Source organism: Mycobacterium europaeum, assembly GCF_034555895.2.
Taxonomy (GTDB): domain Bacteria; phylum Actinomycetota; class Actinomycetes; order Mycobacteriales; family Mycobacteriaceae; genus Mycobacterium; species Mycobacterium europaeum.
In genome coordinates this window covers 5,681,200-5,693,756 of the sequence record NZ_CP157315.1, presented here as the reverse complement: position 1 = coordinate 5,693,756, position 12,557 = coordinate 5,681,200, and the positions used below count along the sequence as shown (strand labels likewise).

The 12,557-nt window shown below is 64.0% G+C and carries 11 protein-coding genes and 3 pseudogenes; 12 read left to right on the top strand and 2 right to left on the bottom strand.

The window, feature by feature from the left end; translation table 11 throughout:
• The first annotated feature begins 120 nt into the window (after window positions 1–120).
• The 5 genes from U8D42_RS26480 to U8D42_RS26460 are packed head-to-tail and all read left to right on the top strand — an operon-like array spanning window position 121 to window position 2,980.
• On the top strand, window positions 121–294 hold the full coding sequence (locus U8D42_RS26480) for a hypothetical protein (RefSeq protein WP_007172215.1): 174 nt from the start codon (window positions 121–123) through the stop codon (window positions 292–294).
• Window positions 291–1,682, top strand: a complete 1,392-nt coding sequence (locus U8D42_RS26475) for an acyclic terpene utilization AtuA family protein (protein ID WP_033721564.1) — start codon at window positions 291–293, stop codon at window positions 1,680–1,682. Before U8D42_RS26480 ends, U8D42_RS26475 begins: the two co-directional genes overlap by 4 nt.
• Window positions 1,669–2,004, top strand: a complete 336-nt coding sequence (locus U8D42_RS26470; protein ID WP_007172213.1) for an AtuA-related protein — start codon at window positions 1,669–1,671, stop codon at window positions 2,002–2,004. The genes U8D42_RS26475 and U8D42_RS26470 overlap by 14 nt, the downstream gene beginning before the upstream one ends.
• A 32-nt stretch (window positions 2,005–2,036) precedes the next feature.
• Complete coding sequence (locus U8D42_RS26465) at window positions 2,037–2,513, top strand: FAS1-like dehydratase domain-containing protein (RefSeq protein ID WP_170826177.1); 477 nt, start codon at window positions 2,037–2,039, stop codon at window positions 2,511–2,513.
• Window positions 2,514–2,527: 14 nt separating this feature from the next.
• The gene (locus U8D42_RS26460; RefSeq protein WP_007172211.1) at window positions 2,528–2,980 is read left to right on the top strand and encodes a MaoC/PaaZ C-terminal domain-containing protein; all 453 of its coding nucleotides are present in this window, start codon (window positions 2,528–2,530) and stop codon (window positions 2,978–2,980) included.
• Between the two features lie 346 nt (window positions 2,981–3,326).
• On the opposite strand, the gene istB (U8D42_RS26455) is transcribed toward U8D42_RS26460, so the two are convergent.
• Both istB (U8D42_RS26455) and istA (U8D42_RS26450) read right to left on the bottom strand, forming a co-directional pair.
• Complete coding sequence (gene istB, locus U8D42_RS26455) at window positions 3,327–4,136, bottom strand: IS21-like element helper ATPase IstB (RefSeq protein ID WP_007172566.1); 810 nt, start codon at window positions 4,134–4,136, stop codon at window positions 3,327–3,329.
• On the bottom strand, window positions 4,133–5,641 hold the full coding sequence (istA, locus tag U8D42_RS26450) for an IS21 family transposase (RefSeq protein ID WP_079669096.1): 1,509 nt from the start codon (window positions 5,639–5,641) through the stop codon (window positions 4,133–4,135). The genes istB (U8D42_RS26455) and istA (U8D42_RS26450) overlap by 4 nt, the downstream gene beginning before the upstream one ends.
• A 180-nt stretch (window positions 5,642–5,821) precedes the next feature.
• Here istA (U8D42_RS26450) and U8D42_RS26445 point away from each other — a divergent pair.
• From U8D42_RS26445 to U8D42_RS26415, 7 genes and pseudogenes are all read left to right on the top strand, one after another.
• Window positions 5,822–6,271: pseudogene (locus tag U8D42_RS26445) on the top strand (alpha/beta hydrolase fold domain-containing protein); the annotation flags it as partial.
• Window positions 6,272–6,341: 70 nt separating this feature from the next.
• Window positions 6,342–7,559 carry an IS21 family transposase gene (gene istA, locus U8D42_RS26440; protein WP_322861695.1) on the top strand — a complete coding sequence of 406 codons (1,218 nt, stop codon included), beginning with the start codon at window positions 6,342–6,344 and terminating at the stop codon, window positions 7,557–7,559.
• Complete coding sequence (gene istB / locus U8D42_RS26435) at window positions 7,559–8,371, top strand: IS21-like element ISMyma9 family helper ATPase IstB (RefSeq protein ID WP_322861696.1); 813 nt, start codon at window positions 7,559–7,561, stop codon at window positions 8,369–8,371. Before istA (U8D42_RS26440) ends, istB (U8D42_RS26435) begins: the two co-directional genes overlap by 1 nt.
• Window positions 8,372–8,543: 172 nt before the next feature.
• Window positions 8,544–9,032 (top strand): annotated as a pseudogene (locus tag U8D42_RS26430) (alpha/beta hydrolase fold domain-containing protein); the annotation flags it as partial.
• A 185-nt stretch (window positions 9,033–9,217) separates the two neighbouring features.
• Window positions 9,218–10,674: pseudogene (locus U8D42_RS26425) on the top strand (cytochrome P450).
• Window positions 10,671–11,327, top strand: coding sequence for a transglutaminase-like domain-containing protein (locus tag U8D42_RS26420; protein WP_007172209.1), 657 nt, complete (start codon window positions 10,671–10,673; stop codon window positions 11,325–11,327). The pseudogene U8D42_RS26425 and the gene U8D42_RS26420 overlap by 4 nt, the downstream one beginning before the upstream one ends.
• Before the next feature lie 76 nt (window positions 11,328–11,403).
• On the top strand, window positions 11,404–12,546 hold the full coding sequence (locus U8D42_RS26415; RefSeq protein WP_047324229.1) for an acyl-CoA dehydrogenase family protein: 1,143 nt from the start codon (window positions 11,404–11,406) through the stop codon (window positions 12,544–12,546).
• The last annotated feature ends 11 nt before the right edge of the window (window positions 12,547–12,557 follow it).

Here is a 12,557-nt window from a genome sequence, read left to right as displayed (position 1 = left end):
GACGCCGGGCCTCGGGTCACTGCCGAGCGGTGTCAAGACAGCGTACGCTAACGCCAATTAACAGGCCCGCGGCCAAGAGCTTTGCGGTCGACGGCCGGGGACAGAGAGGAGGAAAACACGATGCCCGGAACGATGCTGATTGCTGCGGGGGTCACCGGCAAAGGACGGCTGGCCGGGCGCGCCGCATTCGTGCCCTTTGTCGATCCGGCAGTCGGCGGGATACCGCCAAGCGCGCCGCCGCCTAGTGCCGACATCGCGGCGGCAAGCGCCGAGGCGGCGCAGGAGTGCGCATGAGTGCCAGCGTGCGGATCGGTGCTGGTGCCGGCTATTGGGGTGACATGGTGGATCCCGCGGTGGAACTCATTGAGCAGGGCGGTGTCGAGTTTGCCTGCTTCGACCTGCTGGCCGAGTTGACCGTTGCGCTCCTTACCCGTGCCAAGATGCGTGACCCGGGTAAAGGGTACGTGCCCGATGTCGAACCCATTCTGCGTCAGGCGCTGCCCGCTGCCCGCCGTAACGACGTCGGCATCGTGACCAATGGGGGCGGAGCGAACCCGGGTGCCGCCGCACTGGCCGCTGCGCGAGTGGCCTGTGACGCCGGATATCCCGACACCCGCATCGGAACCATTGAGGGCGACGACTTGACGGGGAGAATCGCCGAAATCAGGGATTCGGGTTGGCAATTCGCGCACCTTGAGTCCGGCGAAGAAGACATCGACCGCATCGCCGACCGGATCGTCGCTGTCTCGGCGTACACCGGCTCCGACGGGATCATTGACGCACTTGACGGCGACGCCGATGTCGTGATCGGCGGCAGGCTTGCCGACTCTGCGCTTTATTGCGGGCCGCTCATGCGCCACTTCGGGTGGATATTTGAGCGTAATCCCGACCTGATCGGCGCCGCGCTTACCGTCGGTCATGTACTGGAGTGTGCGGGCATCGCGACCGGCGGCATGTCCTCGCAGTGGCGGCTGTCGCGTGATCCGTGGCGGCTCGGGTTCCCGATGGCCGAGATGTCGGCTGACGGCACCGCTGTGATCAGTAAGGTGCCGGGCTCGGGTGGGGTGCTCAACGAGTGGACCATCAAAGAGCATTTGCTTTACGAAGTGCACGACCCGTTCTGCTATTTGCTGCCCGACGGTGTCGTCGACATGGGCGGTGTCGAGGTCAAAGAACTCGGCCCCGACCGCGTGCAGCTCACGGGCATGACCGGCCGCCGACGGCCGGACACGCTCAAGGTGCAGATCGGCTACGAGGACGGCTACCTCGCCGAGGGGCGCACGATGATCCCCTGGCCCGATGCTCTGGAGAAGGCCGACTTCTGCGAGAGGCTAGTGCGCGGCCGCATCAAGTACCTGGGTGTCATTCCGCAGGAGATGCGTTTCGACCGTGTCGGTTGGGACGCGCTGGCCGGCCCGGTGGCCCCACGACCGGCACCCGACGCCCAGCCCAACGAGGTCGAGCTCCGGATGGTGGCCAAGTGCCGCACCCGCAGCGAGGCCGAGGTCGCCCGCCGCGCGATGCTGCTGCCAGCGACGGCCGGTCCGGTGGGTACCGCCTTCGGCGCGCCGCTGGCGGTGCGCAAGGTGATAGCGCTGTGGCCGACCCTGGTACCGCGTGAGTTCGTCCCACAGCACGTCCGTGTCCAGGCCGCCAAGGAGATGCTCGATGCCCACCATTGACGAGTTGGCGTTCGTGCGTTCAGGCGACAAGGGTGACATCTCCAACGTCGTGGTGCTCGCCCGCGACGCCGAGGCTTTTGCCGCGCTGCAACGCGGACTGCGGCCGGAGGCCATCACCTCCTTCATGAAGGGTCTGGTCACCGGAACCGTGACGATCTACACGCTGCCTCGCCTGCATGCGTTCAACATCGTCATGCGGGGAGCCCTCGGCGGCGGCGCAACCGCAACACTGCGCTTCGACGAGACCGGCAAGTCGATGTGTTCGATCCTGTCCCGCATGCCCCTGCCCGAACCCGCCATCGAAGGGAAGGCAACACCGTGAGCTCCCACACCAACGATGTCACCGGGCTCGGGATGGCGTTCGGCACTCTAGAGGAGGGCCGGTCCTGGGTCGGTCGTCGCTCCGAGCCAAAGCAGGCGTGGTTTCCGATCGACCGATCGATGATCCTCTACTACTGCTCTCTGGTTGAGGACGCCAACCCACGGTACTGGGAGGGCGACGAGTGCCCACCGGGCCTGCTGATGACCCTGGGCATGAACCCGCAATGGGCGCCCGCGCACCTGCACCGCGAGGACGGGCTTTTCGCGCTCAACGTTCCCCTGCCCGGCCACCACATCATCAACGCCTCCACCACCACCGAGCTGGAGCGCCGACCCCGAGTCGGTGACCACGTTTGGATAGTCGAGGAGATCGTCTCGCTATCCGACGAGAAGACGACTCGGCTGGGAACCGGCGTCTTCATCACATCGCTTACCACCTACACCGACCAGCACGGCGAGAACATCGCCCGCAACACCAACGTCCTGTTCCGCTACGACACAGCCCAGTAAACCCGGGGGCGCTCATGACCAAGATCAGCACTGCAGACATCAAAGGCCTTACCTTCGATGACGTCATTGTCGGCGACGAGATCACGCCGGTGTCGATTCCTATCACCTACAAGCGGGTCTGCATGAACGCCGCGGCGACGTGGGACTGGTTCCCGGGCCATCACGATCCGGAGTACGCACGCAGCCAGGGCCAGCGAACGATCTACCTGTCGACGCTGTTCTTTCACGGCTTCATCGACCGGGGCCTCACCGACTGGGCGGGCCCCGACGCGCTCCTGCGCCGGCGCAAGATATCGATGATCAAGTCGATCTACCCGGGACAGACCGCGACCCTTACCGGGCGGGTGGTGGCCAAGCGCCAAGACCGCGGAATGCGCCTGGTCGACCTGGAACTGGCAGTGTCCAGCGAGGAGGGCATATGCGTGCCCAGTGAGGCGACCTTGCAACTGCCGGCCGGTCGGCGGTAATCGAGAACTTCGACAGCCGTCGCTGCATCATCGTTGCCTACGTTCCTGCGCCAGCTCGACCGGGGGACGACCCGCTCTGGATCGCGTAGCTCTGCGGCTCTGGCGACGACGGCGCGCGTCGCTTTGAAGGCTGCCGGTAGATCAGTAACAGTGGTTCCTACAAGGCCTGCTTCCTTCTTATACCCACCACTTCAAAGACGACGTGGCCCCGCGCCAGCGACCTCGATCCGCTATACGCGGGCTTTGGGATGCTACAGGGGGCCGCACCAACGAAAAGCTGTGTCAATGGCCAAGTAGAAGTACCCGCTGGTGGCCGGATAAAAGTACCCACCCCGTGCAGTGATTCTTAGATTGGTTGGGGGTTCTCCTTCCGGTGTTGGGCGTCCTTCATTCGGTAGGACTGGCCGTCGGTGATGACGACGGTGGCGTGATGCAGGAGCCGGTCCAAGATGCTGACGGCGGTGGTCTGCTCGGGCAGGAATCGACCCCACTCTTGGAAGGGCCAGTGCGAGCCGATGGCCAGGGAGCGGCGTTCGTAGGCGCCGGCGACGAGGCGGAACAGCAGCTGGGTGCCGGTGTCGTCGAGTGGGGCGAAGCCCAGTTCGTCGAGGATGATCAGATCGACACGGAGCAGGGATTCGATGATCTTGCCGACGGTGTTGTCGGCCAAGCCGCGGTAGAGGGTTTCGACGAGGTCGGCGGCGGTGAAGTACCGGACCTTGTGCCCAGCATGAATCGCAGCGACCCCCAGTCCGATCAGGGTGTGGGACTTGCCGGTCCCAGCCGGTCCGATGATCGCCAGATTCTGTTGTGTGCGAACCCATTCCAGGCTCGACAGGTAGTCGAACACCTTGGGCTGAATCGACGATGCGGCCACGTCGAAGGACTCCAAGGTCTTGGTGACCGGGAACCCGGCAGCCTTGAGCCGGTTGACGACGTTGGAGGCATCCCGTGCCGCCAGTTCGGTCTCGACGAGGGTCCGTAGCACTTCTTCGGGGGTCCAGCGCTGGGTCTTGGCGGTGATTAGGACTTCGGGGGCGGTGCGCCGGATCGCGGCGAGCTTGAGCCGCCGCAGCCCGGCGTCGAGATCAGCGGCGAATTGCGGAGTGGACAGTGGTGCAACGGGTTTGGTTGCCTTGGCTGGCGTGCCGTTCATGACGTGGCACCACCGTCTGCGGCCGGGTTGACCGTGTAGGCAGCCAGGGATCGGGTCGGGGCGACTGGGAGGTCCAGGATCAACGCATCCCCGGCGGGGCGGGGCTGCGGCGTTCCGGCGCCGGCGGCCAGGATGGACCGCACGTCGATCGCGCGGAACCTCCGGAACGCGACCGCCCGGCGAAGCGCGCCGACCAAGGCGTCGGTGCCGTGGGCGGCGCCCAACGCCAGTAGGACTTCCAGTTCGGAGCCCAGCCGAGTGTTGCCGATCGCGGCGGCCCCGACCAGGAATGCTTGAGCATCCTCGCCGAGTGTGCAGAACTGTTGCTCAGCATGAGTTTTGGGTCGTGGTCCGCGGCTAGGTTCCGGGCGGGGACCGTCGTAGTGATCGTCGAGGACTGATGCGCTGCCTGGGGCACCCAGTTCGTGCTCAGCCACGATCACCCCAGTCGCGGGCTCCACGATGCACAGCGCGCCGTGATCGACGACGACGGCCACGCTGGTCCCGATCAGTCGGGTGGGCACCGAGTAGCGGGCCGAGGCATACCGGACACACGACAGCCGGTCGACCTTGCGGATCACCGACGGTGCCCCGATTCGAAGTTGCAGCGACGGCAACGGTTGCAGGAGTTCCCGTTCGATCAGCAGTTGCTCATCGGGGACCGCACAGATCTCCGAATGCACCGCGGCATTGACCTCCAGACACCACGCCCTGGCCGCAACGTTGGCAGCACGCAGATCAACCGGCACCCCGGCGATGGCGGCGTCGGTGAGCAGCGGGACGGCGAGGTCGCGTTGGGCGTAGCCGCACAAGTTCTCCACGATGCCCTTCGATTTAGGGTCGGATGCATGGCAGAAGTCCGGCGCGAAACCGTAATGACCTGCCAGCCGGACGTATTCGGCGGTAGGGATCACCACGTTGGCGACCACGCCGCCCTTCAGACAGGCCATCCGGTCGGCCAGCACCCGGGCCGGGACACCACCTATCCCGGCCATCGCTTCGGCGATCAACGCCAACGTCGTGGACGCCTTCTGGTCGGTGGCGAACGCGACGAAGCGCCACCGGGAGAACGCCAGCACTGCGCAGAACAGGAACAACCCGGGTGCGGCTTGGGCCCAGTCGATCACCAGATACTCACCCGGTGACCACACCGCCGGGCGACGTCCCCGGTGATGTTCGTTGCGCCACAACACCTTCGCCTCAGCAACGAGGCGACGGAAGTTGCGTGCCGACCCGTCGTAACCGGCGGCCTTCGCGATCGGCAACATCCGCTTCGCCGACATCCGACCCGCCGACTTCTCGACACGCTCGGCGACCAGATCGGCCACCGCATCGTAATTGTGGGCCCGCTCGACCCGCGGCGGTGCGCTCTCACCGGCTTCGAATTTCTCGACGACTTTCTTGACGGTCCTATGGGTGGTGCCGCACAGCTGCGCGGCGCCGCGGTATGACCCGACTTGTTGATAAGCAGAAATGATGTCCATGCGGTCCCTCGCAGACTTCAATGGAACTCCCCGGTGGTGACGATGAGTGGTTGGCACCTTCACCGTCACCACCGGGGCCCGCAGTTCCTGATCGACACGACGAACACGGGGTGGGTACTTTTATCCGGCCACCAGCGGATACCTCCACTTGGCCACCAGTGGGTACTTTTTCATGGCCACGGACAAGCTGGCTGGCTTATCGTGATATCCGTTTCCTCGGATTGGGATCCGAGCCTGACAAGCTACCTCATCGCAACATCCGCACGCGGGGTCCTTCGCCCATTGACGCAAGCACTACCGTCCAACCAGTACGGGCTTGCTGTGATGGATCGGGTGCTTCGGGCGGCGCTCATCGCGTCCCGCCCACGCCCAGGACTGCGCGTAAGGCTGGTCGACACCGTCTTCGCCGGCGATCGAGTGAGGGGAGATTGGGTCGTCGCACCGAACGTCAACCCGGACGGGCCACCGATCCTTTACATTCACGGCGGCGCATTTTCGATGTGCTCTCCCAAAACCCATCGCGGTCTGCTGGGCGAACTGTCTGCCGCGTCGCTGCGCCCGGTCTTCGCGGTCCGCTATCGATTGGCTCCGCGTTACCCGTATCCGGCGGCTGCTGACGACGCACTGAGGGCCTACCGGTGGTTGGTGTCGGTTCCGGTCGAAAAGTGAGCAGGTGATTCCGGTCGAAAAGTGAGCACCCTTCGATTGGAGAGTGATCACTGTGGAGGATTGGGCTGAGATCCGCCGGCTGTATCGGTCGGAGAAGTTGTCGCAGGCTGCGATCGCCCGACGGCTGGGTCTGTCACGCAACACTGTGGCCAAGGCGCTGGGTTCGGATAGTCCGCCGCGCTATGAGCGGGCGCCGGTGACGACCTCGGCGTGGGCGCAGATCGAGCCAGCCGTGCGAGCGGTGCTCAGCGCGTATCCGAGGATGCCGGCGACGGTGATCGCCGAGCGAGTGGGTTGGACGGGTGGGCACTCGTGGTTTGGGGAAAACGTTGCCCGGATTCGCCCGGAGTACGCCCCGGCTGATCCGTGCGACCGGCTGGTGCATCTGCCCGGTGAGCAGGTGCAGTGCGATCTGTGGCTGCCCGGCCGGGTGGTGCCCGACCATGCCGGAGTGCTGCGATCGTTTCCCGTATTGGTGATGGTGGCCGCCTACTCGCGGTTTATCGCCGCGATGATGATCCCGTCGCGGGTCACCGGGGATCTGCTGGGCGGCATGTGGCAGCTGCTCTCGGGGTGCATCGGCGCGGTGCCGCGAACATTGTTGTGGGACAACGAGGCCGGGATTGGTCAACGCGGTCGGCTTGCCGACGGGGTGGCCGGGTTCTGCGGAGTCTTGGGCACCCGGCTCATCCAGGCCCGCCCCTATGATCCGGAGACCAAGGGGCTCGTCGAGCGGGCCAACGGCTATTTGAGGTCGTCGTTTCTGCCGGGTCGGCGGTTTTGCTCGCCTGCGGACTTCAACACCCAGCTCGCGCAGTGGCTGGCGCAGGTGGCCAACCCACGCCGGCACGCTACGACCACGATGATCCCCGCCCAGGCGCTGGGCACCGATCTGCAGGCGATGGCCGCGCTGCCGCCGGTGGCCCCGGCCACCGGCACCATGATCACCACGCGGCTGGGTCGCGACTACTACGTCAGCATCGGCGGCAACGCCTATTCGGTGCATCCCGAGGCGATCGGTCGGATGATCACCGTGTCCGTATCGCTGGATCGGGTGATGGCCCGCTGTGGTGAGCGGGTGGTCGCTGACCACCAACGGCTCTGGGGCACCGCGGGATTGGTTGGTGATCCTGAGCATCTGGCCGCGGCGGCGATCATGCGGGAGAACTTCCGGGACCGCCCGACGGCGGGTGCTCACATGGACGTGGAGGTCCAAGTCGCCGATCTAGGGGCCTATGACGCGCTGTTTGGGACCGGGGAGGTCGCCTGATGGCCACCAAACGCGCTCCCGTTCCCGGGGAGGCGGACAAGCTGATCGCCCACCAATCCCGGCTGCTCAAAGCCCCGCGGATCGCCGCCCACTACGGGCGGCTGGCCGAACAAGGCCGCGCTGCGGGCTGGTCACTCGAGGACTACCTGGCTGCCGTGCTAGCCGTGGAATCCAATGCCCGGGCCGAATCTGGTGCCCGGCAACGCATCCGCTATGCGGGGTTCCCGGCGATCAAAACGATCAACGACTTCGACTTCACCGCCCAACCCCACGTCGACCGCGCACAGATCGCCCGCCTAGAAGCCGGCGGCTGGCTGGCCGAAGCCCGCAACATCGTGCTGCTAGGACCACCGGGCACCGGCAAAACACACTTGGCGACCGCGTTAGCGATCGCAGCCGCCCAGGCCGGGCACCGGGTCGCCTTCGCGGCGGCCACCGGCTGGGTCACCCGGCTGGCCGAAGCCCACCGCATCGGGCGCCTCGATTCCGAGCTGCGCAAAATCTCGCGCATCGGGCTGATCGTCATCGATGAAGTCGGCTACATACCCTTCGACACCGAAGCGGCCAACCTGTTCTTCCAACTGGTGTCCACCCGATACGAGAAATCCTCGATCATCTTGACCTCTAACCTGCCGTTTTCCCGGTGGGGCCAGGTCTTCGGCGAGGCCACCATCGCCTCAGCGATGATCGACCGCATCGTGCACCACGCCGACGTCATCGCCCTCAAAGGGGCCAGCTACCGCATCAAACACACCGCAATCGAGTCCCTGCCCTCCGTCGAAGCCGACCGTCAGGCAGACTCAACCCCGTAAACAAACCTGCTCAGTTTTCGACCGGAAGAAACTGCTCAAAATTCGACCGGGGCCGACAGGTTGGCGGGCTCTGAAGAATCGACATCAGCCCGCACGGTAGCGATCGCAGGCTGTCAACGGCAATCGAAAACTGATCAGGAGTCGGCCGCGCACTGGTCAGTATTCACTTGCCGCCGACACAGGCGATTCGGCGGGCGGCCAACTGGCGGTCGCGACCTCGTTGGGTGCACTCGCACATCGCCTGCCGTTGCCTGACCGCATGCTACTGATGTCCCCCGTCATCGATCTGACGTGTCAGCTGGCGACGGCTCGCGAAATCTGGCGCCGCGATCCTTTCGCATCCGCCCGATCCGCGTCGCGGGCGCTGAGTCTCTACGTGGGCGACGCCGATCCGCACGACCCCCGCGTCAACGTGCTCGCCACCGACCTCACCGGCATGCCGCCGACATTGATCCAGGTGGGCGGGAGAGAAATGCTGCTCGACGATTCCCGACGACTCGCCGAGCGCATGCTCGCCGCGGGGTCGTCCGTGCAACTTCAGGTGTTTCGCGGTCAAATTCACGTGTTTCAAGCCCTGTTTCGACTCTTGCCCGAGGCGCGTCACGCTTTGCGCCTCAGCGGGGCGTTTCTCGCCGACAGCGCTGAACGCAAGTTTCCTTGACGCCGGAGCTGAACGCGGGCGCAGCGGCTAGCTGCGCGGCGACCGCCTTTGCGCGCCACTGGGAGCCCGTTGACAAGTCAGATATGCATGTATTAATTTTGACATTATTGGGCGTAATGTAAACAGCTGGTCGGTTCCTCATCGCGAGCAGGCCGCCCACGACGACCACAGGCCGGGGAGCGACAATGGTTAACCCGCTACACGCACCCGTCGATAAAGCCCGGGAACGGTTATCTTCGGTCATCTTGATTCCCGCGCCGCAACGGGTGGACGACGGACTTCGCCGGTGGAGTCGGCGGTGGCCAGTGCGTGAACTGGCAGCCCCCCGGCTGGAAGCGGATTGCGACCGGTTCTCGGTGATGCCGGGCTCCCCTTGGTCGGGCACACCCTCGACTACATCCGGTTTGGGTCCGACCTGGGCAGAGAGCGCTACGAGCGGTTCGGTTCTGTCTCGTGGATGGGAGCGTTCGGTACCAAAATGGCGGTCATCGCGGGCCCCCAAGCTACCCAAGAGGCGCTCACCACCAACGCAAAGGCGTTCTCGCAAGACGGCTGGGCCTTTCTCATCGACGCGTTCTTCCACCGCGGATTGATGCTGATGAGCTTTGACGAACACCTCATGCACCGGCGCATCATGCAGGAGGCCTTCACGCGGCCGCGACTGGCCGGCTACGTCACCCAAGTGACCCCTTGCGTCCGCGCAACCCTGCCCACGTGGCCGACCGGCCCGTCCGTCCGCATGTACCCGCTGTTGAAAAACCTGACCCTCGACATCGCCACCGATGTGTTCATGGGTGGCCGAGGCAAAGACAGCAGCGACGCCATTAACCAGGCGTTCGTCGCTACGGTACGCGCGGCCAGTTCGCTCGTCCGCGCGCCGCTTCCCGGTACCCGCTATCGCGCCGGGGTCCGCGGCCGACGGGTGCTTGAGGAGTACTTCGCCCGGCACTTGCCGGCCGCCCGGGCCGGCGACAGCAATGACCTGTTCTCGGCGCTGTGCCATGCCAGCACCGAAGACGGGCAACGTTTCAGTGACTCCGATGTCATCAACCACATGATTTTTCTGATGATGGCCGCTCACGACACATCGACGATCACCACCACCGCGGTAACTTATTACCTGGCAAAGCATCCAGAATGGCAGGATCGGGTTCGCGCCGAAAGCGATGTTCTCGGCGACCGGTCACCGGAGATCGATGATTTGGAAGGGCTCAGGTCCCTCGATCTGGTGATCAAGGAATCCATGAGACTCGTGGCGCCGGTTCCGCTAGTGATGCGCAAAACAGTGGAAGACACCGCAATAGACGGCCACTACATTCCCCGCGACACGCTTGTGGCGATCACTCCCGCCGTCAACCATTTCGTCCGCGAAGTCTGGCATAACCCGGATCGCTTCGACCCCTTACGTTTCGACGTCCCACGCCGCGAAGACCAAGCCCATCGCTTCGCGTGGCTGCCGTTCGGGGGTGGCGCGCACAAATGCATCGGTATGCATTTCGGCACCCTCGAGGTGAAAGCGATCCTGCACCAGATGCTGCGCACGTTCACCTTCGGCCTCGACACCGATTACCGCATCCGTTGGGACAACACATCGCTGCCGATCCCGGTCGACGGGTTACCGATCAGGCTCCACCACCGATGAAGTTAGAGTTCGCGCGGTTCCTTGCACCCACCGAATTCCTCGACTGGAAACACGATGCCGTGCAGCAGTTCACCGAATCGGCGACGCGTAACGCCATTGATTCCGTCGATAAGGCGTGCCGCATCTTCACCGCTGTCCGTGATTCGATCTGGTACGACCCGTATTCCGTCTCCGACGACCCGTGCCAGTACCGAGCCAGCGCGGTCGCCGTCGCCGAGCGCGCCTACTGTGTCCCCAAGGCGGTGCTCTTGACGGCTGCGTGTCGCGCCGCGGGGATTCCGGCGCGGTTGGGTTTCGCCGACGTCCGCAACCATCTGCAGACCCCGAGTCTCCGTGAACGGATGGGTGGCTCGGACGTTTTCGTCTACCACGGCTACAGTCAAATGCTGCTGAATGGCCGGTGGGTCAAGGCCACGCCGGCGTTCAACCGCGAGTTATGCGCGCGCTTCGGGGTCCCTCCTATCGAATTCGACGGTCAGCGAGACGCCATGTTGCACGCTCACACAGGCGACGGCTCCCAACACATGGAATACCTCCATGACCGTGGCGTTTTCGACGACCTTCCCCTCACGGAAATCATCGACGCGCTGCGCGACAACTACAGCGAACTCATCTACGAACCTCCGCCCATATCAGACTCGTTCACCAATTAACAGTTTGAAAGATTATGCTTGTGCAAAGCACTAATGCGGGATATCTCACGGCAGCTAACCGAAAGGACGCCTCCCTATGACAGCCGCCTCACCCTGGCTCAACCCGGAATTGGAAGCGCTTCGTGATCTCGCCGCAAAGTTCGTTGCCACTGAGATTGCACCCCACTCAGAGCGCTTCGCCGAGCAACACCATGTCGACCGGGCGGTGTGGGAACGAGCAGGCGAGCTGGGCCTGCTGTGCATGTCGATGCCGGTCGAATACGGCGGCGGCGGCGGGACATTCGCACACGAGGCAGTTCTGCTCGAAGAGCAAGCTCGAATCGGGGACAGTTCGTGGGGCGCCGGCCTGCACAGCGGCATCGTCGCACACTACATCCTGCACTACGCCCGGGAAGACCTGAAAAGGCAGTGGCTGCCCAAGATGGCGTCGGGCGAATTGATCGGTGCCATTGCGATGACGGAGGCCGGAACCGGATCTGATCTTCAAAGCGTGAAGACGCGCGCCGTCCTCGATGGGGACGAGTACGTCATCACCGGCTCGAAGACGTTCATCACCAATGGTCAGCAAGCCGATCTCATTGTCGTCGTGGCCAAGACCGACCATACTCAAGGTGCCAACGGTATTTCGCTGATTGTCGTGGAAGCCGATCGCCCCGGGTTCCGGAGAGGACGAGTCCTCAGCAAAATAGGTCAGCGCGGTCAGGACACATCTGAATTGTTTTTCGACGGCGTGCGCGTCCCCAAGACGCATCTGCTAGGCGACACCGAGGGGCAAGGTTTCATCCAGCTGATGACGCAACTGCCGCAGGAGCGACTAATCGTTGCGGTCGGAGCGGTTGCCGCCATGGAATTGGCCTTGCAGCAGACGGTCAAATACACGCGCGAACGAGAGGCCTTCGGACGAACGATCTTCGGGTTCCAGAACACCAAGTTCACCCTGGCCGAAGCGGCCACTGAAACAAGGATTGCGCGAGTATTCCTCGACCACTGCATCTGCCTACACCTCCAGGGCCAGCTCGACGTGCAAACTGTCGCGATGGCCAAATGGTGGACGACGGAACGGGCGATGAAAGTCCTCGACGACTGCCTGCAGCTGCACGGCGGGTACGGATACATGACGGAATATCCGATTTCGCGTCTCTGGGTTGATCAGCGAGTACAGAAAATCTACGCGGGGTCTAACGAAATAATGAAAGAGATTATTTCGAGGTCGCTTTGACAAGATAGCGA

Excerpts from the sequence above, each read along its gene's own strand:
- U8D42_RS26480 (WP_007172215.1), top strand. The coding sequence starts at position 121 with ATGCCCGGAACGATGCTGATTGCTGCGGGGGTCACCGGCAAAGGACGG.
- U8D42_RS26475 (WP_033721564.1), top strand. The coding sequence starts at position 291 with ATGAGTGCCAGCGTGCGGATCGGTGCTGGTGCCGGCTATTGGGGTGAC.
- U8D42_RS26470 (WP_007172213.1), top strand. The coding sequence starts at position 1,669 with ATGCCCACCATTGACGAGTTGGCGTTCGTGCGTTCAGGCGACAAGGGT.
- U8D42_RS26465 (WP_170826177.1), top strand. The coding sequence starts at position 2,037 with ATGGCGTTCGGCACTCTAGAGGAGGGCCGGTCCTGGGTCGGTCGTCGC.
- U8D42_RS26460 (WP_007172211.1), top strand. The coding sequence starts at position 2,528 with ATGACCAAGATCAGCACTGCAGACATCAAAGGCCTTACCTTCGATGAC.
- istB (WP_007172566.1), bottom strand. The coding sequence starts at position 4,136 with ATGAACGGCACGCCAGCCAAGGCAACCAAACCCGTTGCACCACTGTCC.
- istB (WP_322861696.1), top strand. The coding sequence starts at position 7,559 with ATGGCCACCAAACGCGCTCCCGTTCCCGGGGAGGCGGACAAGCTGATC.
- U8D42_RS26420 (WP_007172209.1), top strand. The coding sequence starts at position 10,671 with ATGAAGTTAGAGTTCGCGCGGTTCCTTGCACCCACCGAATTCCTCGAC.
- U8D42_RS26415 (WP_047324229.1), top strand. The coding sequence starts at position 11,404 with ATGACAGCCGCCTCACCCTGGCTCAACCCGGAATTGGAAGCGCTTCGT.